The following is a 23,728-nucleotide window of genomic DNA, read 5'->3' as shown; positions in this document are numbered from 1 at the left end:
AGTGTCACCTTGTGGGGTTGCCCGCTACAGGATGCGATAAAGCAACCGCTCGATCCGCACCCGGCTGACCCGGCGCAGGAACTTGCCGACCGCCGCCGGGTAATCCACCAGCGTCTGCAGATGCTGGTAGCCATCGATACGCGTGGTATGGCGGAAAATCTGCGCCAGCTCCTGCGCGCGCGGCGCCAGCCATTGGCCTTGCGGGTCGTCGATCAGCAGGGCATTTTCCAGGTCGAGGCGAAATGCCCGTGGGTTGAGGTTATTACCGGTGAGCAAGGTGTAGCGCTCGTCCACCCACATGCCCTTGAGGTGGTAGCTATTGTCGCCGTGGTGCCACAGGTGCAGGTTCAACTGGCCGCTGTCGATCATCGGCTGATGGCGCTTGGCGAAACGGCGCAGGCTGATTTCATACAGGTACGGCAGCGCCGCAATCACTTTGAACGGCTCGCTGGGCGGGATGTAGAAGTCGTTGGCGGTCTTGTCGCCGACAATGATGTCGATCTTCACCCCACGCGCCAGGGCCCGGTTGATTTCGCGGGTCACCGGCAGCGGCAGGTTGAAGTACGGCGTGCAGATGGTCAGTTGCTGCTGGGCGCTGGCGATCAACTCGAGAATCACCCGGCTCAGGGGGTTGTTCTTGCCCACCCCCAATAGCGGGCAGACCGACAGGTGACCGTTGGGCAACTGCCCGGCCGTGGTGTCATACGCGGCGTGCTTGAGACGACTGCGCAGGTCGCCGATGTCGTTGCGCAGGCTGCGGGTGGTCGGCGGGTTCGGCAGGTCCAGGCGGTGCACGGCCCTGGAGGCGATCAGGCCGTGTTCCACCAGGTGCTGCATGGAGTCGGCCAGTGGCTGGCTATGAATCAGGTGATAACGGTCGAAGCGGTACTTGTCGAACTTGTGCAGGTACACGTTGTTCAGGCTGGCGCCACTGTAGAGCACGCTGTCATCGATCACGAAACCCTTGAGGTGCAGCACGCCGAACAGCTCGCGGGTCTGCACCGGCACGCCGTACACCGGCACTTCACTGGCATGCGACTGGGTCATCGCCTGATACCAGGCGCTGTTGCCCGGTTGCTTGCCGGCGCCGATCAGGCCGCGCTGGGCACGCAGCGAGTCGACCACCACCACGATCTCAAGCTCGGGCCGCGCAGCCTTGGCGACGTGCAGCGCGTCGTAGATCTCCTGCCCGGCCTCGTCCTGCTGCAAGTACAGCGCGACGATGTAGATGCGTCGGGTGGCCTGGGGGATTTTTTCCAGCAGGCAGTGCCGAAAGGCCGCGGCGCCGGACAGCACCTCGATCGCTTCGGTGGACAGTGGAAAACCGCGCAGTTTGGGCAACAGGGAGCGTTTGAAGAACGACGGCATAAGGCTCGCAATGGGTCGAATCCGAAGAGGCCCCGAGCTTACACCATGAGACTGCCGAGGTCTCGAAAGCCGCGCTATCATCGTTGCCGTCAAACACCCGATAATCCGTCGCCGCAACCAGGGGCGACGTTCGATCCCGAGGAGTCGCCAATGTCATCCACGTCTGAAGCCCGCCCGCCGCTGCCGCCGTTTACCCGTGAGTCGGCCGTCGAAAAAGTCCGCCTGGCCGAAGACGGCTGGAACTCGCGCGACCCGCAGCGGGTATCCCTGGCCTACACCCTGGACACACAGTGGCGCAACCGCACCGAATTCGCCTGCAACCGTGAAGACGCCAGGCAGTTCCTTGCGCGTAAATGGGCCAAGGAACTCGACTACCGACTGATCAAGGAACTGTGGGCGTTCACCGATAACCGCATCGCCGTGCGTTATGCCTACGAGTGGCACGACGATTCGGGCAACTGGTTCCGCTCCTATGGGAATGAGAACTGGGAGTTCGATGACAACGGCCTGATGGCTAATCGGTTCGCCTGCATCAACGACCTGCCGATCAAGGAAAGCGAGCGCAAGTTCCATTGGCCGCTGGGCCGGCGCCCGGATGATCATCCGGGGCTGTCCGAGCTGGGCCTCTAGCGCTCTGTAAAGCGTGGAAGGGGCTGCACCCTTCCACCATTGGATGTCATCGAATCCGTCAGTCCTCGTTCAAACCGACGCGATACAACATGCCATTGGCTTCATCGGTGAGCACATACAGGTAGCCGTCAGGCCCCTGGCGCACATCGCGGATGCGCGCTTTCAATTCCCCGAGCAGGCGCTCCTCATGCACCACCTTGTCGCCGTCGAACTGCAGGCGGATCAGCTCCTGGGTGGCCAGCGCGCCAATGAACACGTTGTGCTGCCACGGCTTGAAACGGTCGGCGTCGTAGAAGGCCATGCCGCTGATGCCCGGGGATTTTTCCCAGACATGGTGCGGCGCCACCGTACCCTCCACCGTCTTGCCCTTGGCCTCGGGGATCGGCGTCAGCGAATAATCGATACCGTGGGTTGCCAGCGGCCAGCCGTAGTTCTTGCCGCGCTCGATAATGTTGATTTCATCGCCGCCACGCGGACCGTGTTCGTTTTCCCAGATCGTGCCACTCCAGGGATTCAGTGCCAGGCCCTGCGGGTTGCGCTGGCCATAGGACCAGATCTCGGGACGCACGCCCGGCTGGCCGACGAACGGGTTATCGTCGGGTACCCGCCCGTCGGGGAAGATGCGCACCACCTTGCCCTGCAACTTGTCGAGGTCCTGGGCGGTGGGCCGGTCGTTGTTCTCGCCAAGGGTGACGAACAGATAACCGTCGCGGTCGAATGCCAGCCGCGAGCCGAAGTGATTGCCGGTGGACAGCTTGGGCTCCTGACGCAGGATCACCTTGAAGTCTTTCAACCCGCTCAAGTCGTCCGCCAGGCGCCCGCGCCCTACCGCAGTGCCGGCTGTGCCACCCTTGCCGCCGCCTTCGGCATAAGACAGGTACACCATGCGGTCCTGCTTGAAGTCCGGCGAGAGCACCACATCAAGCAAACCGCCCTGCCCCTTGGCCCAGACCTCGGGCACGCCGCTCAGTGGCGCCGAAAGCTTGCCCTCGGGGCTGACAAACCGCAGATGGCCGGGACGCTCGGTCACCAGGAAACCTTGCTTGTCCGGCAAGAAGGCCACTGCCCACGGGTGATCGAGGCCCTTGGCGACGGGCGTGACGGTGACACTGCCCTGCTCGCCGGGAAACTGTTGCTGATCGGCGGCGTGTACCGCCGCGACGGGAAGAAAGGTGGTTGCGCACAGCGCAGCGAGCAGCGTTTTGCGTAAAGGCATAAGACACGGTTCCTTAGCGACGATTGCCGTTGGCGTCATAGGTGGGGGCTTTGGTTTCGGTCGAAGGCCGGCTGGGCGCGGCCTCGCGCTGGGGGTAGCGGTTGCCGATGCCACGGTTTTCCAGGGTCGGCGCAGGCGTGGTGGGGCCGGTCTGATTGCCACGGATGGCCGGCGCGTTGGGCTGAGTGCCCTGCATGCTGTTGGGGTTGGCCCGGTGGATCGGCCCCTGATTGGCGTTGCTGTTGCCAGGCAGGTTCTGCGCCTGGGCCATGGAAACACACGTAAGGCCCAACGCGAGCGCTGCAAGGTGACGCACACAAGTGTTCATGACAAAGCCTCTCTGAGCGAGTGGTACCTGCTTTCGATAACACGCTACGCCCCGGGTTCGTATTTCGACACTAAATACTTCCTCATCAGGTGTAACACCATCTGTCCGCACATCCGCGTGGCGAAACTTTTACCGGACCCAGCGAGTCACCAGAAGACCGTCAATTCACTAGGAGCCGCACCCATGCCAAGGTCAATCTGGAAAGGCGCCATCAGTTTCGGCCTGGTCCACATCCCGGTCTCGCTGGTCTCGGCGACCTCTTCCCAAGGCGTCGACTTCGACTGGCTGGACAAGCGCAGCATGGACCCGGTGGGCTACAAGCGCATCAACAAGACCACCGGCAAGGAAGTCACCAAGGAAAATATCGTCAAGGGTGTGGCCTACGAGAAGGGCCGCTATGTGGTATTGAGCGAAGAGGAAATCCGCTCGGCCCACCCCAAATCCACCCAGACCATCGAGATCATCGCGTTTGTCGCCAGCGACCAGATCCCTCTGCAGAATATCGACACCCCCTACTTCCTCGCGCCCGACAAACGCGGCGGCAAGGTCTACGCATTGCTGCGTGAAACCCTGAAGAAAACCGGCAAGGTCGCCCTGGCCAATGTGGTGTTGCACACCAAGCAGCACCTGGCGGCGTTGATGGCGCTCGATTCTGCGCTGGTGCTGGTGATGCTGCGCTGGCCTGCCGAGGTGCGCAGCCTGGACGAGCTGGAACTGGGCAGCGACGTGATCAAGCCCACCCTGGCCAAGGGCGAACTGGACATGGCCAAGCGCTTGGTGGAAGACATGAGCGCGGACTGGAAGCCGGAGGAATACCGCGACAGCTTTCAGGAGAAGATCATGGCGCTGGTGGAGAAGAAGGCCAAGGCGGGCAAGATCGAAGATGTGGAGAGCGCTGAAGGCGTTGAAGAGCGCAAGTCCGCCGATGTGATCGACCTGACCGAGCTGCTCAAGCGCAGCCTGGCGGGCAAGCCTGCGGCAAAAAAACCAGCGGTGAAAAAATCCGCTAAGAACGCTTCCTGAGTCACTGTCCGTGGTCGTTCAGTTAAACCGACGCAATGCTCAAAGCGATGCAGATCAAATGTGGGACTCTGCGTTTAGGCCCGCTCGGCAAGGCGTCGAAGCCTGGCGCCACTTCAGATCAACAGGAAAACAGCCGCCAGCGCGGCGAATATCGCCCATTTTTCCAGGTAGTAGCGCGTACGGTTACGCTTTTTCAGCTCTTTACCGCGCAAGCGGATCTTGTACAAGCGCGTAAACGCGCGGTTCAGCGCGCCGGTCTTGTCGCCGGCATCATTGGGCGAACCCGCCGCCGCCATCACATTGCGACTGAACCAGCGATTGAATGCCGCCGCCCAGCGGTACTTCATCGGCCGCTCGATATCGCAGAACAGGATGATGCGGTTGTGCTGGGTGGTGTTTTGCGCGTAGTGAATGTAGGTCTCGTCGAACATTACCGGCTCGCCATCGCGCCAGTAATAACTCTCGCCATCTACATTGATGTAGCAGCCCGGGTCGTTGGGCGTATCCAGGCCCAAATGGTAGCGATAAGAGCCGGCGTAAGGGTCGCGATGGCGCACCAGCCTGGAGCCGGGCGGCAGCTCGGCAAACATCGCCGCCTTGATCGAACCGATACTCTGTACCAGTTCGGTGGTGCGCGGGCACAGCTTCATTGCCGACGGATGGCTGTCGCCGTACCACTTCAGGTAGAAGCGCTTCCAGCCGGACTTGAAGAATGAGTTGAAACCCACATCGTTGTACTGCTCCGACCGTTTGATCTCACCCGCACGCATCAGGTTCTGGCCTTCCTGGCGGATTTCCTGCCAGTGTTCCTGCAAAGGGCTCAAGTCCGGAAAGTCACTGGGCGACAGATATGGCCGGCTCGGCAGCCTGGAAAACAGATAGAGAAAGCAGTTGATCGGCGCCAGGAACGTGGAGTGGTCGCTCAATTGACGGCCCAACTTGTGCCGCACCCGACCGCGCAGGTGGACATACGCAATGGAGACGACGTAGAGAACAACAATGATGAGTTTCAAGAGATTTCGTCACAAGTCAGTAGAGAACAGGCTGCTCCTGCGCGCCCACGACGGCCGAGGATTGGATAGCAGCACCTGATTTCACAATTCACAGACAGGCGATAATCGGCAGTTTGATGGCAAACCGCTTTACGGCCATTGGCCGTTATTTAGCCACACTTTGTAACCAAAGGTTAACCAAGAATTGTGAAAAACTGTCGACGAAGTGTGCATCGAAGAAGTGAGGCAAAGCAAAGCAAAAGCAGTGTGATATCCATCAGACAAATGGAGATCCACATGTGGGAGGGGGCTTGCTCCCGATGAGGGTGGATCAGCTACACATAAGCTGACTGACACTCAGCCATCGGGAGCAAGCCCCCTCCCACAGTTTGTACAGCGTACGACAGACAACCTCGGTCGGCTCTAAGGCCGCCGCGCTCTTGATCTTGATCTTGATCTGAGGCGCCCCGTCAAACACGCTGGCCGAACGCAGGCGAGGTGCCGAGTGTTGGGGCAAGAGCCCTTTTGGTTACTTTTGGCTGGGCCGGCATTCCGGGCTCTTTTCCAAAAGTGACCCGCCGTAAGGGCGGAACCCTAAGTCGCCGTTACCGCACAAACCGATATGTACACCGAAGAGTCGCACCGCTCATTGCTTCGAGCATCACACTGGCTTAACTGAACGGCATTAGGGCCTGCCCCGCGGCAAGCCCTGCGTGTCACACCAACGGATCGTCGTCCTTGCGTTCACGACGGGCAAAGCGTCCATCCTCAAGCGACGAATAAGGCGCAGGTTGATTGCGCGAGCTGATCAGGTGACGAATCAGTGCAATCAGCATCCCGAGGACCAGACCTGCGATCAGGCTCACCGCCAGGATGATGGCTTTTTTCGGTTTGATCGGTGCCAGAGGCTCCTGGGCGCGGCGGTCAACCGTGACCAGCTTCAGGTTGCTCATGTCGATGTTCAAATTGCGCAAACGAGCGACCTCGGCACGCAATGGCTCGACGTCCTGCAGGAAAATGTCTTCGTTGCCACGCTTGCGCAGCACTTCGACCTCACGATTGGTTTCCAGCAGTTGCAATTCCTTACCAATCTGGGCGATCCGAGGATTGGTAAAGTCGTCACTGGTACGTTGCTGCAATGCCGTGCGCTCAGCCTCAAGGGCCTCGGTGCCGAGGAAGTACAGCGGAATCTGCTGGTTATTGACCTCGGTACGCATCACCTGGCTCGAACCGCTCCGCGTGGCGTCAGCCATGGAAGACGGTGTGGTCGGCGTCTTGATGCCCATGGACTTGGCAATCGAGATCGCCTCCGCCAGTTCGGCGAGGCGGTTGGTACGCTCCATTTTCATCTGCAGGCGCAGGGCGCTCAATTCATCCTGCAACCGGGCGCGCTTGAGGCGGTCATCCTCAAGGAGCTTGGCAATCTTCGATTCTTTCTCGGTGTCATAATTGGCACGCGCCGCGTCGATCTTGCCCTTCAGCTCGTTCAAGCGGTTGTTGACGATCACCTTGAGGTCGGCGCCCACCTGCTCACGCTCGGAGGCGATGGCATAGTCGACGAACCCGTTGAGAATCGACACGCCGTCCACGTCCGAGGGGTATTGCAATTCGAGGCGGATGTAGCTGCTCAAAGAGTCGGATTTCTTGGGGTCCGGCAGGATCAGGTTGACCGAGTTACGGTTGAAGTCCTCGAAACTTTGCTCAAGGCTTTGCCCCGGCTTTTGAAAGGCGGTGAACAACTGCTCATGGGACCGAAAAAATCCAAGCCGCGCTTCATAGGAGTCCAGCTGTGCGCCGACTTTGGCCAGCGCATCCGCCGGCGGTAGTTTGTAAACCTCGGAGCGGTTCAGCGCGTCCAGCTCATTGATCGCTGCCGGGCGCAGTACACTGCTGACTTCGTAGGTTTTAGGCGCCAGAAACGCATAGCCTGCCCCGAGCACGCCCGTCAGCAGCGCACAGCCCAATACCAGTTTTTTCTGTCGCCAAACAGCATGCAGCAATTCAAACAGGTCAATTTCATCCGACGCAGGATAATTACTGGACTGGGAAGTTCGATTCAAAATGTATGCACCTTAAAACCAATATCAAAGAGCTATCACGAAGACCTCGAATACCCAGCAGGGACAACGCCCTGACACCGATAACAAGGCTCGCCAATTCAGGTCTGACCACCGGGTCTAGAAGAAAAATCCCAAGCCGTCGTAGTTTCTTTCCGTCGTATTCACAATAGACGTTAGTAAAGACACACATGACGTAGGATTATTCTAATCACAAGCGTAGTAAAAAGATCGATAAATAGTTGCCGATAAAGGGAAAATTAAAAGGACCTTATATGCAGACCCTCACCGACCCGGATTACCAAGCCCTCCAGGGCACCTGGGAGCAGACGTCGCTCGAAGACAGCGGCGTGCTCAACCCTGCGGATGCCCACAGCGCCCCCGGTGCAATGACTACAATTGCCGCAGATCAGTTTGAAGTGGTCACCGTTGATGGCGAGGTCTTGCTGGCTGGGCGATTCACGCTGGACAGCAGCCAGCGCCCCAAAAGCATTACCTGGGTAGACGCCATCGGCGATGACGCCGGTAAGCCGCTACCCGCCAGCTATCGACTTGATGGCGACACATTCGTGTTTATCGCTGCGGATGCGGGCCAGCCGCGTCCTGCTTCATTCAGCACCGGACCAGGGCAAACCATGCGCACGTTCGTGCGCAGGTCCTGATCACCAGAGCATCCGAATTCACCACAGAATTTTCACGAAGCCTTCACTTTCCGACCTATAGGGTGAGGCCTACCTACTCCAGTGAATCACTTGGCCCGCCTCTCCTCGCGGGCTTTTTTTTGCCTGTGGGAAACACTTCAGGGCACACGCCTGGTGGCTGTCATCGTGAAACACAGCGGCAACTGCGCAGGCTGGTGCTGATACTGGTCGTAAAGTTCCTCGCGATTGGAGTGCGGATACTCCTGCAAATGACCGATCTGCAAGTGCGCAGCCACCGCCGCGCTGATCACGCTGCCCATGGTATGCACATACCAGTAGGATGTCGGCCCCTTCAAGTGCTGTGCACCCTCATAGACAATCGACTCCTGCAACACAAAGGGCTCGCGTTGAAAGTATGAACTGGCAGGCAGCATCGGGTTGGGCGCGCGCGGGTCGAACATCTCCAAAAACGGATGCGTTTCGTACACCACCAGCGTGCCGCCAGGTCTCAAGGTGCTCGCGACATGCCGCATGAACAGCGCCACATCCGGCATCCAGCCCAGTACACCAATGGTCACAAGAGCAATGTCGAAGCCTGCCTGCAAACGTTCGGGCAGTTGGTGGACATCGGATTCGATGAACTCGGGTTCATGAGGCGAGGCGCCAGCCAGTTCCCGCGCCTGCGCCAGGAATGCCGCAGATTGATCGATACCTACTACAGAACGCGCGCCCAAGCCGAATAATGACAGACTTTCGCGGCCGTTATTACAGCACAGTTGCACAACGTCCTTGCCCGCGACGCCAATGTCTTGCAGCACAGCCGTGAGGGTAGTATCAAGGCAGGAAAACCCGGGATTCGTCACCGCATCCATTAACGCCCGCCAGGTGTCGGTATTCTTATGCAGCTTGGCGGATGCATTCCAGGCGTCCTTATTGCTGGCAATTGCCTGTAGAGCTGATGGCATTTCCATGTGTCTCCAGATAACGAATACAACAGAAAATAAGCCAATCACCCGTAAGATGAAACCCTAAGCCTCGCGCGAAACTTATAGCAAGTGCCGCAGGTCATTAGCCCAACGAGTGTCCAGCCCCGTGGACGCCGCTCTCGAAGATCCTGCCGTGGCCCGACACTCCGACCTGCGCACTACCCTGTCCCTGGACAGCCTTAACTTCTTCCTGGCCGATGTGCGTGACGGCCTCGGGCCTTACCTGGCCATCTACCTGCTCGCAGTGCACAAGTGGGACCCGGCCAGTATCGGCGTGGTGATGACCCTGGCGGGCATCGCCGGGCTGCTGACCCAGGGCCCGGCGGGGGCGCTGCTCGATCGAACCCGCAGCAAACGCGCCGTCATCGCCATCGCCGCAATCCTGGTGACAGCCAGTTGCCTGATACTGCCGTTTGTCAGCAATTTCAGCCTGGTGGCACTGACCCAGGCCGCCAGCGCCGTGGCGGCTTCCGTATTTGCCCCGGCGATTTCAGCGATTTCCCTGGGGATTACCGGGCCCAAAGCCTTCACGAGGCGCACCGGGCGCAACGAAACCTTCAACCATGCAGGCAATGCCGTGGCCGCGCTATTGGCTGGCGGCCTGGCGTACCTGTTCGGGCCGGTGGTGGTGTTTTACCTGATGGCCTTCATGGCGGTCGCCAGTCTTGTGGCGGTCAGTTGCGTGCCCGCCGCGGCTATTGACCACGAAGTCGCACGTGGTTTTGACCCTGCCCATCACACCGACGACGAGCAACCCTCCGGAGTGAAGGTGTTGCTGTCGAACCGCCCGCTTCTGCTGTTCGCCATTTGCTGTGCCCTGTTCCACCTGGCCAATGCTGCCATGCTGCCACTGGTCAGCCAGAAGCTCTCTCAGATCAACCTGCAGATGGCTACGCCGCTGACCTCGGCCTGCATCGTCGCTGCGCAGTTGGTGATGGTGCCGGTGGCCTGGCTGGTGGGCGCCAGGGCGGATGTGTGGGGGCGCAAACCGTTGCTGCTGGCCGGTTTCATTATTCTGCCGCTGCGTGGGGTGCTCTATACCCTGTCCGGTGACCCATACTGGCTGGTGACCGTGCAATTGCTGGACGGCATTGGTGCAGGCATTTTCGGCGCGCTGTTCCCGGTGATCGTCAAGGATCTGACCCAGGGGACCGGGCGCTTCAATGTCAGCCTGGGTGCGATCTCGACGGTGTTTGGGCTGGGAGCGGCACTGAGCAGTAGCCTGGCCGGTTTTGTGGTGCAGCAGGCGGGCTACAACGCCGCCTTCCTGACCCTGGCCGGCGTCGCCGCCGTGGCACTGGCGCTGGTGTGGCTGGCCGTGCCTGAGACGTTGGCAAAAAAACCGACGTTTGCGGGGGTTGGAACGGTCGCTTGAATACGCGTGCAAGGTGGTGAGAGCCGGTCAGCTCTCACCCGCTGACTCACTCTGCGGTGCTGGCGAGGAATTCGCCGGCTTTGCGCACAAGCTTCCTCCACTCTCTCCCATCGATGAGGCCGTTGCTCTCCATATCATCGGCCGTCCTCAGCAATTTGAAATATTTGTCCTCAATATTCTGTTCGTTCACCACCTGGGTGTAGATCTGTGCCCAGGTTCTTACCGCAGAGCGCCGCAGTGATCGTTGCATTTTTGCACCTGATTATGTCCGCGGACATAGAGCGCCGGCCTGAGAACATCGTTCAGCGGCGCCACTGCTGACCCGACGAACGGTGGCAGCAGGCCATTATTGATGCTGCTACGCCCTTTCGGCGCAGTGGTTCAGAGCCGACTCACAGCGGTTGCGCCTGCAAACCGCCATACAACTGTCGTCACACCTATGCGACAATGCGCGCCATGTCTGGCATGAACCCCGCCTTCATCTCCCAGCAGCCCGGCCATCACGTCAGGCGCTGCTCTCGACTTATGCGCGTTGGATCAACAAGCTCGGACTGGAGCCAATGGAAAGGCTCCAGATGGCCCCGCCCTGGGTCCAACTCACATAAGCGCACCCCAAGCTATTGATAGGTAAAGTAATTGATCTCCACAGCTAACATCACCATGCAGTTCGGCGCCAAGCCGCTCTTCGAGAACGTCTCGGTCAAGTTCGGCGCCGGCAACCGGTATGGTCTGATCGGTGCCAACGGTTGCGGCAAGTCGACCTTCATGAAAATCCTCGGTGGCGACCTGGAGCCGTCCGGCGGCCAGGTCATGCTGGAGCCGAATGTGCGCCTGGGTAAACTGCGCCAGGATCAGTTCGCCTACGAAGAATTCAACGTGATCGACACCGTGATCATGGGCCACGAAGAGCTGTGGAAGGTCAAGGCCGAGCGCGACCGTATCTATTCGCTGCCGGAAATGAGCGAAGACGACGGTATGGCGGTGGCCGAGCTGGAAACCGAATTCGCCGAGATGGACGGCTACACCGCCGAATCCCGTGCCGGTGAACTGCTGCTGGGCCTGGGCATTCCCCTGGAACAGCACTTCGGCCCGATGAGCGAAGTGTCTCCTGGCTGGAAGCTGCGTGTATTGCTGGCCCAGGCACTGTTCTCCGATCCGGAAGTGCTGCTGCTCGACGAACCGACCAACCACTTGGACATCAACACCATCCGCTGGCTGGAAAACATTCTGACCCAGCGCTCCAGCCTGATGATCATCATCTCTCACGACCGTCACTTCCTGAACAGCGTGTGCACCCACATGGCTGACCTGGACTACGGCGAGCTGCGCCTGTTCCCGGGCAACTACGACGAGTACATGACCGTGGCGACCCAGTCCCGCGAGCAACTGCTGTCGGACAACGCCAAGAAGAAAGCGCAGATCTCCGAGCTGCAATCCTTCGTCAGCCGCTTCTCGGCGAACGCCTCGAAGGCCAAGCAAGCCACCTCCCGTGCCAAGGCGATCGACAAGATCCAGCTGGCCGAGGTCAAGCCATCGAGCCGCGTGAGCCCGTTCATCCGTTTCGAACAGACCAAGAAGCTGCACCGCCAGGCCGTCATGGTCGATCGCATGGCCAAGGGCTTTGACGGCAAAACGCTGTTCAAGGACTTCAACTTCCAGGTTGAAGCCGGCGAACGCGTGGCAATCATCGGCCCGAACGGCATCGGCAAGACCACCCTGCTGCGCACGCTGGTGGGCGAGCTGACCCCGGACGCCGGCTCCGTCAAGTGGACCGACGCCGCTGAGCTGGGCTACTACGCCCAGGACCACGCCCACGACTTTGAAAACGACATGAGCCTGTTCGACTGGATGGGCCAATGGACCCAGGGCGAACAGGTTATCCGCGGCACCCTGGGCCGCATGCTGTTCTCCAACGATGAGATCCTCAAGTCGGTCAAGGTAATCTCCGGTGGTGAACAGGGTCGCATGCTGTTCGGCAAGCTGATCCTGCAGAAACCCAACGTGCTGATCATGGACGAACCGACCAACCACTTGGACATGGAATCCATCGAAGCGCTGAACCTGGCGCTGGAAAACTATCCGGGCACGTTGATTTTCGTCAGCCACGACCGCGAGTTCGTCTCGTCCCTGGCCACCCGCATCATTGAGCTGAGCGCCAGCGGCGTGATCGACTTCAGCGGTACGTACGACGACTACCTGCGCAGCCAGGGCGTGGTGTTCTAACTTGCCGTGATCGTCAGGCTCCATGTGCCTGACAGCCTCCCTGTGGCGAGCAGGCTCCCTGTGGCTGACAGGCTCCCTGTGGCGAGCAGGCTTGCCCTGCGTTGGGCTGCGCAGCAGCCCCAATCAAAAACACCGCGTTCTGTCTGGCAGAATGCGGTGTCTGGTTTTAGGGCTGCTGCGCAGCCCAACGCAGGGCAAGCCTGCTCGCCACATTAAAAGCCCATCCAATGCGACAGGCTTCAGGCGAAGTAGTTAGCCTGCTTTCATTTCCCGCAAGCCCTTGCCATGATGCAGCCACCGCCCGCCCGCGAATGAGTTGCCATGTCCGCCGCCCCTTCCTCCCTGTCGATCACCCTGCAGATCGTCTCCATCGTCTTCTACACCTTCATCGCCTTTATCTGCATCGGCCTGCCGATTGCGGTGATCCCGGGCTATGTGCACGAGCAACTGGGCTTCAGCGCGGTGGTGGCCGGGTTCACCATTGCGGCGCAGTACCTGGCCACCCTGCTCAGCCGGCCCTTTGCCGGGCGAGTATCGGACAACGTGGGCACCAAACGCGCGATTGTGCTGGGCCTGACCGGCATTCTGCTCAGCGGCGTGCTGACGTTTTTTGCCACGCTGGCGCAGAGCCTGCCGACCCTGAGCCTGGGTATCCTGATTGCCTCACGGCTGCTGCTGGGCGTGGCCCAGGGCCTGATCGGGGTGGGCACCATCAGTTGGTGCATGGGCGCCGTCGGTGCCGAACACACCGCGCGCTCGATTTCCTGGAATGGCATTGCCTCCTACGGCGCCATTGCCATTGGCGCACCGTTGGGGGTGGTGATGGTTGCGCACTATGGCTACACGAGCCTGGGCCTGGCGCTGTCAGTGCTGGCGGCACTCGGGCTGGTGTTGATCCGCAATAAACCTTCGGTGCCGGTGGTGCGCGGCGAGCGGCTGCCCTTCCTGGCGGTATTCGGGCGCATCGCGCCGTTTGGCGCCAGCCTGTGCCTCGCCTCGATTGGCTACGGCACGCTGACCACCTTCATTACGCTGTACTACCTTAATCGCGGCTGGGCCGGTGCGGCGTACTGCCTCACCGTATTTGGGGTGTGTTTTATCCTGTCGCGCCTGCTGTTCATTTCCGCCATCAGCCGTTTTGGCGGTTTTCGCGCCGCCATCGTCTGCATGTTCATCGAAACCCTGGGCCTGATTCTGTTATGGCTGGCACCAACGACCGGCGTGGCGTTGCTCGGTGCCGGGCTAACCGGCTTCGGACTGTCGCTGGTGTATCCGGCGCTGGGCGTGGAGGCGATCAGGCAGGTCCCCAACAGCAGTCGCGGCGCGGGCCTGAGTGCGTATGCGGTGTTTTTTGACCTGGCGCTGGCGATTGCCGGCCCGCTGATGGGGGCCATCGCGCTGAACCTGGGTTACGGCTGGATCTTCTTCTGCGCGGCGTTGCTGTCGGTCAGCGCGCTGGGCGTGACCCTGTTGCTCAAGCGTCGCGCTTACTGATCCGCCGTCTGCAAACCGGCACGGCTGGACTGGCCCAGGGTGTGGCTGAAAAAGCGCCCGGCCTCGGAGATCAAGTCGCGGTGAATGCCCTCACGGTCAACCCCGTCGGCATCGGTGCACACCGCCGGCATGGCCGCCAGTTGATCGCTGTCGCACGGCGCCATGAACACAAAGTGCCCGGCGCCGGCCAACAGTTTGAAGTCCGGCGGCTCGGGCAATTTGCGCGCGAGCGCGGCGGCGTTCTTGTCCACGGCCACCAGCTTGTCGCCGTCACCGCTGTAGAGCAGCACCGGCACATGCACATCCGCCAGGGTATGGCGACCGAACATCAGGCTCAGCGGCGCCATCAGCATCAGCGCGTGGATGCGTGCATCGGCATGCGGCTGCAAATCGTCACGGTCCACCACCAGTTCGCCTTTGGTGGTGCAGGCGTCATGGTCTTCGGGGCGTTCCTGGCAATAGCGGCGCAGGCGGTCAAAGTCCGGCTTGGCCCCGGCGAGGATCAACGCGGTCTCGCCGCCCGCCGAATAGCCGATCACGCCCACCTGCTCGACGTTGACGAACGGCGCCAGCATCGGGTCGCCCAGGGTGGCAGTGATCGCTTCGGAAATCTGGATCGGCCGCCCGTACAGGTTGCTTACCGTGCCCAGCCGGCTGTGGTCCTTGTAGTTGTCGCCGGGGTGCAGCACCGCCACCACCACAAAACCCTTGCGCGCCAGCGAAGTGGCCAGATCATGCAGCGCCAGCGGCGTGCCGGTGTTGCCATGGGACAGCATCAGCATCGGGAAACGCCCGATGGCGACTTTGGAATCTTCCGTGGCGCCGACGGTGTAGGCCCCCACCTGCGTGGTGTGCTCCATGCCCGTGGAGGGGTAGAACGCGACGGCTTTCATCGGCTGCTGGTCCACCGGATCGAGAAAACTCATACGATGGAAACCCACACTCCAATGGGGGAGCGACACCGGTGCGGCCTGCACTGAAATCAGGCCGCCGAGGAGGGAAAGAGCCATTACTGCACATAGACGCATCATGGGGATGTCCACCTGTGCCGCGTGAGAACCAACATCGAATGAGAAACCCGGGATCGTGATCCCTTGCCTGCCTACGATCTGCATAACCCGGGCCACATTGAAAGGACCGCGCGCAAACGAAAAAACTCCGTACTCCGCTCGCGTTCAGGCGATCAGAATACAGAGTTTAAGCGCCGTGCTTCAGATTGATACCGGAGCGCGGCGAATTTTACACAAGCCTTACGCAGCGGCGAACAGCTGCTCATTGATTAACAGGTTAGCCTCGCTCATGGCCTTGCTGCGCACGTCATCGCCGTAGGCCAGGCCTTCGGCCCGCACCACTTCGATATCGGTGATGCCCAGAAAGCCGAACAGCAGCTTCAGGTAGCCTTCATGGGCAGCGCCCGACGCCTGGCCCGCATGCAGGCCACCGGCGGTGGAGACGATGATGACTTTCTTGTTGCCGCACAGGCCTTCAGGACCGGCTTCGCTGTAGCGGAACGTCTGGCCGGCCACCGCGATGCGGTCGATCCAGGCCTTCAACTGAGTCGGGATGGTGAAGTTGTACATCGGCGCACCCACCACCACGGCATCGGCGGCGAGGAATTCAGCCAGCGACACGGCACTCAGCTCGGCTTCGTGCTTCTGTGCGGCATCGCGCAGTTCTGCGGCGGTGCCCAGGGCGCCCAGGGTGGCGCCGGAGAAGTGATTGATCGCGTCGCTGGCGAGGTCGCGGTACGTCACTTCCACACCTGGCTGCGCGGTCTGCCAGGCCTTGACTACCTCGGCACTGAGCTGGCGGGAAGCCGAGTTGTCACCGAGGATGCTGGAATCGATATGCAACAGTTTCATGGTGGATCTCCGTGAGTGGGATCGACAGTGGCGATCAGATGGTGGTGATGCTACGCATGAAACCAATAGCCGATAAGCCAGCTAAAATGCGATAGTTTGTCCCACTGACAGGACAATAGGCGCCCCTATGCAAGACCTCAACGACCTCTACTACTTCGCCAAAGTCGTCGAAGCCGGCGGCTTTGCGGCGGCCGGCCGGCTGCTGGGGATACCCAAGTCGCGGCTGTCGCGGCGCATCGCCGAGCTGGAAGAACGCCTGAGCGCACGCCTGCTGCAACGCACCACCCGGCAACTGACGCTGACCGCGGTGGGCGAGCGTTACCTGCGCCACTGCCAGGCGATGCTGTTGGAAGCGGAAATGGCCGACGAGGCCGTGGCCAGTATGTCCAGCGAACCCCGTGGCCGCCTGCGGGTGAGCTGCCCGGTGGGCATGGCCCAGCACATGATGTCGGAACTGGTGGCCGGATTTCTCGCGGCGTACCCGCTGGTGCAGCTGGACATGACCCTGGTCAACCGCCGCGTCGATCTGGTGGCCGAAGGCATCGACGTGGCCCTGCGCGTGCGCGAACTGGGCGATGAAGACCCGTTGCTGGTGACCAAGCGCCTGCGCCAGGCCCAGACCGTGCTGGTGGCCAGCCCGGGCTTCATGCGCGAGCGGCGGGTCAACAGCCTCGAAGACCTGAAACAGCTGCCGATCCTCGGCGCACTGGAGGCCGACCGCATGGTCCATCAGCGCATTCTCGACCCCCGGGGTAATGCCCACGATCTGGTGATGGAGGCGCGCCTGGGCATTGACGACTTTATCGTGCGCAAGGCCAGCGCCGTCATGGGCCTGGGCTTTACCGTGCTGCCGATGATGTATTGCGAAGAGGAGCTGGCCAGCGGGCGTCTGGTGCAACTGCTGCCGCAATGGTCATTGCCGGGCGGCTGGCTGCAGGCCGTGTACCCGCACAGGCGCGGCGTGCTGCCAGCCATTCGCGCGTGGATCGATTACCTGGAAGAAGGCTTCAAAGGCTGTGGAGACCGCTTGCTATGACGATGACCGAAGCGCAAGTTGCGCAGTTCTGCCTGAGCCTGCCCGGCGCGCGGGAAGACTACAAATGGGGCGGCGTGCGCGTATTTTCGATTGCCGGCAACAAGATGTTCGCCCTGCAGAACCTGCGCGGTGACTCGCTGGCGTTCAAGGTCGACAAGGCACTGTTCCTCGGTCACGTCGATCGCCCCGGTATCCAGCCGGCGCCGTACCTGGCTCGGGCGCAGTGGATCATCATGCACGTGCCCTACCCGCTCGGCGCGCAGGAACTGCGGGGTTTGTTGCAGCGCTCCCATCAGTTGGTGGTGAGCAAACTGCCCAGGCGCACTCAGCTCGGTTTATGGCTAGAGCACTGACAACAGCGTGCCGCCAAGGAACAACTGGTCAAGCCAGAACACCTGGTGCAGCAGCACAATCACCCAGAACAGCACCTGGTAAGACACCTTGCGCGTCTTGTGCCGGAACACCTGCTGGGCAATCAGCGCTCCCGGCCATCCGCCTGCCAGTTCCACAGCGTGCAGGATGTTTTCCGGGATGCGCCGGCCTTCGGACTGCGCCTTGCGCTTGTCGCTCCAGTACAAAAAGAACGCCATCACACTGACCACCGCGTAGGCGGCCAATGGCAGCAGGGTTTCACCGCGCTGCCACACCAGCACCGAACCCAGCAGCGGCGCCGCGCACAACAGCGCGAAAATCAGCGCTTTAAGGCGTGGGTGCTGGATACTCATGCGTTGGCTGCCGACCAGTCGATCCAGCCGAACTGCCAGGTCGCCAGGATCAGCAGGCCGAAGCCGATGCGATACCAGGCAAACGCCGCGTAGCTGTGGTTGGCGATGAACTTGAGCAGGCCCTTGACCGCGATCATCGCGAAGATGAACGAGGTGACGAAGCCGATGGCAAACACCGGCAGATCGGCCGGCTGAAACAGGTCGCGGTACTTGTAGCCCGAGTACACCGCTGCGCCGACCATGGTCGGCATCGCCAGGAAGAACGAAAACTCGGTGGCGGTCTTGCGCGACAGGCCGAACAGCAGGCCGCCGATAATGGTCGAGCCGGAACGCGAAGTGCCCGGGATCATTGCCAGGCACTGGGCCAGACCCACCTTGAGCGCATCCTTCCAGGTGATCTCGTCGACGGTTTCGGCGTGCACCTGGTGTTCACGGCGTTCGGCCCACAGCATGATGATGCCGCCGACCACCAGCGCCGTGGCCACGGTAATCGGGTTGAACAGGTAGTGATGGATCAGGTCGGCGAAAATCACCCCGAGCACCACCGCCGGCAGGAACGCAATCAGCAGGTTGACGGTAAAGCGCTGGGCATTGCGCTGGGTCGGCAGGCCGGTGACCACGTCGAGGATCTTGCGCCGGAACGCCCACACCACTGCGAGAATGGCGCCGAGCTGGATGATGATGTTGAACGCCATCGCCCGTTCACCGCCGAAATTGAGCAGGTCGGCGACGATAATCTGGTGGCCGGTGCTGGAGATCGGCAGGAACTCTGTCAGCCCTTCCACAACGCCAAGAATCAATGCCTGAATGGCGGTCCAAAAATCCATACTTCCCCCAAAGGTCATGCGCGACGGCACGCCTCATTTCTATTTTTAAGTGGTTCATTGACGACACGACCCGGCGCAGACACGCACTGCAGGGCTGCAAAAAATCCGTGAAAAATCAGTCAGTACTCAGGTTTTGCGCTGACGGGCCGAAAGCCTATCAGACCCGCCGCAAATGTCGATGCAACACCCACAATTATAAAAAGCCCGGAGTGACAGGACGATGAACAGTTTGCGCACTATGTCGATCAGCCGCCGTCTGTGGCTGATCCTGATCGTCGCGGTACTGATGCTGCTGACCCTCGGCGTATTGATGCTCAAGCAGATCCACGACGACCTCTACCAGGCCAAGCGCCAGCAGACCCAGCACGTGGTGCAGACCGCCAGCGGCATCCTCACCTACTACCACACCCTCGAAACCAGCGGCGTGATGACCCGCGACGCCGCCCAGAAACAGGCCCTGAGCGCCGTGCGCGGCCTGCGTTACGACCATGACGACTACTTCTGGATCAACGACCTCACGCCCGTGATGATCATGCACGCGGCCAACCCCAAACTCGACGGCCAGAACCTCTCGGCGATCCGCGACCCGGACGGCTTTGCGGTGTTCAACGAGTTCGTGGGCCTGGCCAGGGCCAAGGGCGCCGGCATCGTCAATTACCGCTGGCCCAAGCCCGGCGCCGAAGCGCCGGTGCAGAAAACCTCGTACATCCAGCTGTTCGAACCCTGGGGCTGGATCATCGGCTCCGGGGTGTACGTGGACGACGTGCAGGCCGAGTTCAAGGGCCAGGTGTGGAAAGCCTCGCTGATCGGCCTGGGCATCGCGCTGGTGATGGCGCTGCTGGTGCTGTTGATCGCGCGCAGCATCGTGCAGCCGTTACAGGCGGCGGTGAATGCCATGGCCAACATCGCCAGCGGTGAAAGCGACCTGACCCGCAGCCTCGACACCCACGGGCGCGACGAAGTCACCCAGTTGTCCCGACACTTCAATAGCTTTACCGCCAAGCTGCGCCTGGTGGTGGGGCAATTGCAGACCTGCGCCAACGCTCTGGGCCACTCGTCCGTGGAGCTGGGCACCAACGCCAGTCAGGCCCATGACCGCAGCCAGCAGCAGTCGCAGCAGATGGAGTTGGTGGCCACCGCGATCAACGAAGTCACCTACGGCGTGCAGGACGTGGCGAAAAACGCCGAACACGCCGCCAGCGAGATGCGCGACGCCCAGGCCCAGGCGCAACAGGGCCAGGTCAATATCGACAGCAGCTTGCAGCAGATCGACCAGCTTTCCAGCACCATCAGCCAGGCCGTGGACGTGATTCGCACCCTCTCCAGCGAAAGCACGCAGATCGGCAGCGTGCTGGAGGTGATCCGCTCGATTGCCGACCAGACCAATCTGCTGGCGCTCAACGCCGCCATCGAAGCGGCACGCGCCGGCGAGCAAGGCCGTGGCTTTGCCGTGGTTGCCGATGAGGTGCGGCTGCTGGCACAGCGCACGCAGACATCCACCGCCGAAATCCAGGCCATGATCGAACGCCTGCAAGGCCACTCGGAAGCGGCGGTCAAGGTCATCAGCGACAGCCACAGCGCCTCGCAACTGACCATCGAGCAGGCCGGCCGGGCCGGCGCCAGCCTTACCGCCATCGGCCAGGCGCTGCACAACCTCAACGGCCTGAACGCGTCGATCGCCAGCGCGACCCTGCAGCAGGCGCAGGTGGTGGAAGACATCAATCAGAACGTCACCCAGGCAGCGGGGCTCTCCCAGAGCACCGCGCTGGCGGCCCAACAGTCCAGCGTAGCCAGTGCGCAGTTGCGCGGATTGAGTGAACAACTCGACAGCCTGCTGCGCCAATTCAGGATCTAGCGTCACCGTGTAGAGTGGCTGTGTTTTGTAGACCAGCGACCTCTGGGTACAATCACCGCCCTCTTCCACGCTCCCAAGGTACCGCCATGTCCGGGCTTGAATTGTTCGCCGCCGCCCTGGGGGTGATTGCTGTCTGGCTGACGGTCAAGCAGGACCCCTGGTGCTGGCCCATCGGCCTGGTGATGGTGCTGCTCTACACCTGGGTGTTCTACGACGTGAAACTCTATTCCGACATGCTGCTGCAAGTGGTCTACGCCGCGCTGCAAGTGTATGGCTGGTGGCAGTGGACCCGCGCCGGCGAAGTCAGGCAGGGCCGCCAGGTAACCAGCCTCAAGGCCCCGGCAATCCTCGTCAGCCTCGCGGTTGGCGCGCTTGGCAGCCTGCTGCTCGGCGCCGCCATGGCGCACTGGACCGATGCCGCGCAGCCCTGGCTGGATGCCGCCCTCACCGGCTTCAGCCTGGTGGCGCAGATGTGGATGGCGCAGAAACGCGTGCAATGCTGGCCACTGTGGATAGCGGTGGATGTGATCTTCGTCGGGCTGTTTCTCTATAAAGGCCTCTACCTCACGGCCGCGCTCTACGCGCTGTTCACCGTGATCGCTGTGCAAGGCTGGCGTGAATGGCGCGCCGACCCGGCGTTGCGCCCATGAAGGTGGTGGTATTGGCGGGCCCTGAGTCCAGCGGCAAAAGCTGGCTGGCGACGGAGTTGCATCGGCATTTTGGCGGGCTGATGGTGGGTGAATACGTGCGCCACTTTATCGATCACCACCAGCGCGACACTACCTTTGCGGACATACCGACCATCGCCCGTGGCCAACTGGCCTGGGAAGACGCGGCACGCGCGCAGCAGCCGCACCTGTTGATCCTCGACACCCACCTGCTGACCAACCAGCTGTGGAGCCTGACCCTGTTCGGCGACTGCCCCGCCTGGCTGGACGAAGAACTGCTGGCCCGTCACTACGACCTGCACCTGCTGCTGTCCCCCGAAGACGTCGACTGGACTGCCGACGGCCAGCGCTGTCAACCGGCACTGGCGGACCGTCGCGCGTTTTTCCAGAGCAGCCTGGACTGGATCGAACGGCACCGCCAGCCTGCCCTGGTGATTCGCGGCCAATGGGCAGCACGCCGCGCCGAGGCATTCGCCGCCGTCCATCAATTGCTGGATCAGCCACCTCGCCCCTAGGCGCTCGTTGCTTCGCCTACCGACTATCGGGCCGACGCAGTCCGCCTGCCGCACCGCCAGTCAACCTTCTAAAGGAGACTGGCCCATGAACCTGCGTATCGTTGCCCGCCTGATCAATTTGCCCGAAAACCGTGCCGTCCGGGTGCAAACGGCGGCGCACCCGCTGTTGCTGCTGCGTATTGGCGACCAGGTGCGTGCGTTCCAGGCCGATTGCCCCCACGCCGGCGCGCCATTGGAAGACGGCGTGATCTGCAACGGGCACCTGATCTGCCCCTGGCACAAAGCCGCCTTTGCCGTGGACAGCGGCGCCGTCATGGAACCGCCGGCACTGGTCGGACTCAGGCAATACCCGGTGCAGGTGCATGCCGGCGTGGTCAGCGTCGGCGACCAGCCCATTGCGGCTGAACCGCCGGTTCCACGCCTCGACGCGCGCTGCTTCGCAGTCATTGGCGCGGGCGCTGCGGGCACGGCGGCCGTGGCCACGCTGAGACGCGAAGGGTTCGCCGGACGCCTGCTGTGGATCGACCGCGAAGCGAATCCCGCCTACGACCGCACGGCCTTGAGCAAATTCGTGATCAGCGGGGAAATGGCCGCTGAAGATACCCCGCTGCTGCTGGAACACAGCTTCGCCGACTTCGGCATTCACGGCGAGGTCAAACGCCTGGACGCCGCCGCCAAATGCATCGAACTGGTGGACGGGCGCCGCTTCGACTATGACGCTGCGCTGGTTGCCAGCGGCGGCGCAGCACAGCCTTTGGACATCCCTGGCGCGGTACTGAGTAACGTGTTCGTACTGCGTAGCCGCGACGACGCCGCGCGCATCGCCAACGCCGCGCAGTCAGGCGCATGCGCAGTGATTATCGGCGACAGTTTCATCGGTCTCGAAGCGGCCTCGGCGCTGCGCCAGCGCGGGCTGGTGGTGCAAGTAGTCAGTCGTCACGAGATACCGCTGGCGGCGCAGTTGGGCCGGCGTATCGGCGCGGCCCTGCGCCAACTGCACGAAGACAACGGGGTGATCTTCCACAGCAACACCGAGCCCGAGCGCTTCGACGGTCATGGCGCCGTCAGCACCGTGCTGCTCAAAAACGGCAAGCGACTGGCCGCCGACCTGGTGCTGATGGGCGTCGGCGTCAAGCCTGCCACCGCCTTCGTTCACGGCGTCAGGCATGCGGATGACGATTCACTGAGCGCCGACGCTCACCTGCAACTGGCACCGGGTTTGTGGGCCGCCGGCGACAATGTCACCTTCGCCTGGCAACAGCTGCCGGTGCGCATCGAACACTGGCGCCTGGCTCAGCAACTGGGCGTGCTGGCCGCGCGCAACATGCTCGGCGATACGCAGGCGTTCAGTGACGTGCCGTTCTTCTGGACCTACCACTTCGGCAACACCTTCGAGGTGCTCGGGCGTGCGCAACACTGGAACCGCCTGCACCTGGAAGGCGACCTGCAACGCCACACCTTCATCGCCCTGCTCTGCCGCGACGATCAGGTCGAGGCGGTGATCGCCTGCCAGTATCAGCAGGCCATGGCGCGTCTTTCCCGGCGCATGCGGCAACCGCTGGGCAAGGCCGAAGCGCTTGAGCTGATCCGTCAGACCCAGCACTGACCTGTGGGAGCGGGCAAGCCCTAATGCCGTTCAGTTAAGCGCAGATTCCCTGTGGCGAGCAGGCTTGTCCTGCGTTGGGCTGCGCAGCAGCCCCAAAACCAGACGCTGAGCCATATCAGGTACACCGCGTTTTGCTTGATTGGGGGCGCTTCGCACCCCAACGCGGGGCAAGCCCGCTCGCCACAATAAGCCCACAAGCGCAGATTCCCTGTGGCGAGCAGGCTTGTCCTGCGTTGGGCTGCGCAGCAGCCCCAAAACCAGACGCTGAGCCATATCAGGTACACCGCGTTTTGCTTGATTG

At 61.6% G+C, this 23,728-nt stretch carries 23 protein-coding genes and 2 pseudogenes; 14 read left to right on the top strand and 11 right to left on the bottom strand.

All coding sequences use genetic code 11. The annotated features are described in order from the left end of the window. Positions 1–24: 24 nt before the first annotated feature. Positions 25–1,368, bottom strand: coding sequence for a CDP-diacylglycerol--serine O-phosphatidyltransferase (gene pssA / locus LUB09_RS18990; RefSeq protein ID WP_231423395.1), 1,344 nt, complete (start codon positions 1,366–1,368; stop codon positions 25–27). 150 nt (positions 1,369–1,518) lie between these two features. Here pssA and LUB09_RS18985 point away from each other — a divergent pair, with 150 nt between their 5' ends. Continuing rightward, a complete protein-coding gene (locus tag LUB09_RS18985) occupies positions 1,519–1,998 on the top strand; it encodes a nuclear transport factor 2 family protein (RefSeq protein ID WP_209982464.1) in 480 nt (159 codons plus the stop codon). A gap of 58 nt (positions 1,999–2,056) precedes the next feature. Here LUB09_RS18985 and LUB09_RS18980 read toward each other — a convergent pair whose 3' ends face one another. Next, positions 2,057–3,214, bottom strand: a complete 1,158-nt coding sequence (locus tag LUB09_RS18980; protein WP_231423394.1) for a PQQ-dependent sugar dehydrogenase — start codon at positions 3,212–3,214, stop codon at positions 2,057–2,059. Between the two features lie 13 nt (positions 3,215–3,227). Beyond that, positions 3,228–3,542 (bottom strand): hypothetical protein, encoded by a 315-nt coding sequence (locus tag LUB09_RS18975; RefSeq protein WP_209982468.1) that lies wholly within the window; start codon positions 3,540–3,542, stop codon positions 3,228–3,230. Between the two features lie 183 nt (positions 3,543–3,725). Between LUB09_RS18975 and ku the strand changes: the two genes are divergently transcribed. Further along, a complete protein-coding gene (ku, locus tag LUB09_RS18970; RefSeq protein WP_209982471.1) occupies positions 3,726–4,565 on the top strand; it encodes a non-homologous end joining protein Ku in 840 nt (279 codons plus the stop codon). Positions 4,566–4,678: 113 nt separating this feature from the next. Here the strand turns inward: ku and lpxO are convergent, their stop codons facing one another. Both lpxO and LUB09_RS18960 read right to left on the bottom strand, forming a co-directional pair. Then, positions 4,679–5,578, bottom strand: a complete 900-nt coding sequence (gene lpxO / locus LUB09_RS18965) for a lipid A hydroxylase LpxO (protein WP_231423392.1) — start codon at positions 5,576–5,578, stop codon at positions 4,679–4,681. A 695-nt stretch (positions 5,579–6,273) separates the two neighbouring features. Next, entirely contained in the window at positions 6,274–7,617 is a 1,344-nt protein-coding gene (locus tag LUB09_RS18960; protein ID WP_231423391.1) for an LPS O-antigen chain length determinant protein WzzB, read from the bottom strand. A gap of 272 nt (positions 7,618–7,889) precedes the next feature. On the opposite strand from LUB09_RS18960, the gene LUB09_RS18955 reads away from it, so the two are divergent. Continuing rightward, complete coding sequence (locus LUB09_RS18955; protein WP_231423389.1) at positions 7,890–8,276, top strand: TIGR03067 domain-containing protein; 387 nt, start codon at positions 7,890–7,892, stop codon at positions 8,274–8,276. Between the two features lie 137 nt (positions 8,277–8,413). On the opposite strand, the gene LUB09_RS18950 is transcribed toward LUB09_RS18955, so the two are convergent. Further along, a complete protein-coding gene (locus LUB09_RS18950; protein ID WP_231423388.1) occupies positions 8,414–9,226 on the bottom strand; it encodes a class I SAM-dependent methyltransferase in 813 nt (270 codons plus the stop codon). A 148-nt stretch (positions 9,227–9,374) separates the two neighbouring features. Between LUB09_RS18950 and LUB09_RS18945 the strand changes: the two genes are divergently transcribed. Further along, a complete protein-coding gene (locus LUB09_RS18945) occupies positions 9,375–10,616 on the top strand; it encodes an MFS transporter (protein WP_231423410.1) in 1,242 nt (413 codons plus the stop codon). Between the two features lie 46 nt (positions 10,617–10,662). Here LUB09_RS18945 and LUB09_RS18940 read toward each other — a convergent pair whose 3' ends face one another. After that, positions 10,663–10,866, bottom strand: coding sequence for a hypothetical protein (locus tag LUB09_RS18940; RefSeq protein ID WP_231423387.1), 204 nt, complete (start codon positions 10,864–10,866; stop codon positions 10,663–10,665). Between the two features lie 161 nt (positions 10,867–11,027). Between LUB09_RS18940 and LUB09_RS18935 the strand changes: the two are divergent. The 3 genes and pseudogenes from LUB09_RS18935 to LUB09_RS18925 form a co-directional block, all read left to right on the top strand. Then, positions 11,028–11,247: pseudogene (locus LUB09_RS18935) on the top strand (integrase); the annotation flags it as partial. A 5-nt stretch (positions 11,248–11,252) separates the two neighbouring features. Next, complete coding sequence (locus LUB09_RS18930; protein WP_082638529.1) at positions 11,253–12,839, top strand: ABC-F family ATPase; 1,587 nt, start codon at positions 11,253–11,255, stop codon at positions 12,837–12,839. Between the two features lie 321 nt (positions 12,840–13,160). Further along, positions 13,161–14,333, top strand: coding sequence for an MFS transporter (locus LUB09_RS18925; RefSeq protein WP_209982482.1), 1,173 nt, complete (start codon positions 13,161–13,163; stop codon positions 14,331–14,333). On the opposite strand, the gene LUB09_RS18920 is transcribed toward LUB09_RS18925, so the two are convergent. Together LUB09_RS18920 and LUB09_RS18915 are read right to left on the bottom strand one after the other, a co-directional pair. Next, positions 14,327–15,364 carry an alpha/beta hydrolase family protein gene (locus LUB09_RS18920; RefSeq protein ID WP_209982484.1) on the bottom strand — a complete coding sequence of 346 codons (1,038 nt, stop codon included), beginning with the start codon at positions 15,362–15,364 and terminating at the stop codon, positions 14,327–14,329. The two genes, LUB09_RS18925 and LUB09_RS18920, sit on opposite strands and share 7 nt — an antisense overlap. Positions 15,365–15,583: 219 nt before the next feature. Further along, on the bottom strand, positions 15,584–16,195 hold the full coding sequence (locus LUB09_RS18915; protein ID WP_209982486.1) for an FMN-dependent NADH-azoreductase: 612 nt from the start codon (positions 16,193–16,195) through the stop codon (positions 15,584–15,586). A 127-nt stretch (positions 16,196–16,322) separates the two neighbouring features. On the opposite strand from LUB09_RS18915, the gene LUB09_RS18910 reads away from it, so the two are divergent. Next, a complete protein-coding gene (locus LUB09_RS18910) occupies positions 16,323–17,231 on the top strand; it encodes a LysR substrate-binding domain-containing protein (protein WP_231423386.1) in 909 nt (302 codons plus the stop codon). Beyond that, entirely contained in the window at positions 17,228–17,584 is a 357-nt protein-coding gene (locus LUB09_RS18905) for an MmcQ/YjbR family DNA-binding protein (protein WP_231423384.1), read from the top strand. The genes LUB09_RS18910 and LUB09_RS18905 overlap by 4 nt, the downstream gene beginning before the upstream one ends. Here LUB09_RS18905 and LUB09_RS24130 read toward each other — a convergent pair. Next, positions 17,573–17,821 carry a DUF1294 domain-containing protein gene (locus LUB09_RS24130; protein ID WP_442964106.1) on the bottom strand — a complete coding sequence of 83 codons (249 nt, stop codon included), beginning with the start codon at positions 17,819–17,821 and terminating at the stop codon, positions 17,573–17,575. The genes LUB09_RS18905 and LUB09_RS24130 overlap by 12 nt on opposite strands. A gap of 131 nt (positions 17,822–17,952) precedes the next feature. Next, the gene (locus LUB09_RS18895) at positions 17,953–18,783 is read right to left on the bottom strand and encodes an undecaprenyl-diphosphate phosphatase (RefSeq protein ID WP_209982493.1); all 831 of its coding nucleotides are present in this window, start codon (positions 18,781–18,783) and stop codon (positions 17,953–17,955) included. A 220-nt stretch (positions 18,784–19,003) separates the two neighbouring features. Here LUB09_RS18895 and LUB09_RS24125 point away from each other — a divergent pair. The 5 genes and pseudogenes from LUB09_RS24125 to LUB09_RS18875 all read left to right on the top strand — a co-directional run. After that, positions 19,004–19,780 (top strand): annotated as a pseudogene (locus tag LUB09_RS24125) (cache domain-containing protein); the annotation flags it as partial. Positions 19,781–19,903: 123 nt separating this feature from the next. Beyond that, on the top strand, positions 19,904–20,638 hold the full coding sequence (locus LUB09_RS24120) for a methyl-accepting chemotaxis protein (protein ID WP_373460627.1): 735 nt from the start codon (positions 19,904–19,906) through the stop codon (positions 20,636–20,638). An 86-nt stretch (positions 20,639–20,724) separates the two neighbouring features. Next, positions 20,725–21,288 carry a nicotinamide riboside transporter PnuC gene (pnuC, locus tag LUB09_RS18885; protein WP_231423381.1) on the top strand — a complete coding sequence of 188 codons (564 nt, stop codon included), beginning with the start codon at positions 20,725–20,727 and terminating at the stop codon, positions 21,286–21,288. Then, the gene (locus tag LUB09_RS18880; protein WP_231423409.1) at positions 21,285–21,821 is read left to right on the top strand and encodes an AAA family ATPase; all 537 of its coding nucleotides are present in this window, start codon (positions 21,285–21,287) and stop codon (positions 21,819–21,821) included. The genes pnuC and LUB09_RS18880 overlap by 4 nt, the downstream gene beginning before the upstream one ends. 85 nt (positions 21,822–21,906) lie before the next feature. After that, positions 21,907–23,427, top strand: a complete 1,521-nt coding sequence (locus tag LUB09_RS18875; RefSeq protein WP_231423380.1) for an FAD-dependent oxidoreductase — start codon at positions 21,907–21,909, stop codon at positions 23,425–23,427. The last annotated feature ends 301 nt before the right edge of the window (positions 23,428–23,728 follow it).

It is taken from the genome of Pseudomonas sp. Leaf59 (assembly GCF_920984685.1).
In the GTDB taxonomy this organism is placed as follows: Bacteria; Pseudomonadota; Gammaproteobacteria; order Pseudomonadales; family Pseudomonadaceae; genus Aquipseudomonas.
The sequence above is the reverse complement of the archived record's forward strand: the minus strand, read 5'-3'. Positions and strand labels throughout refer to the sequence as shown.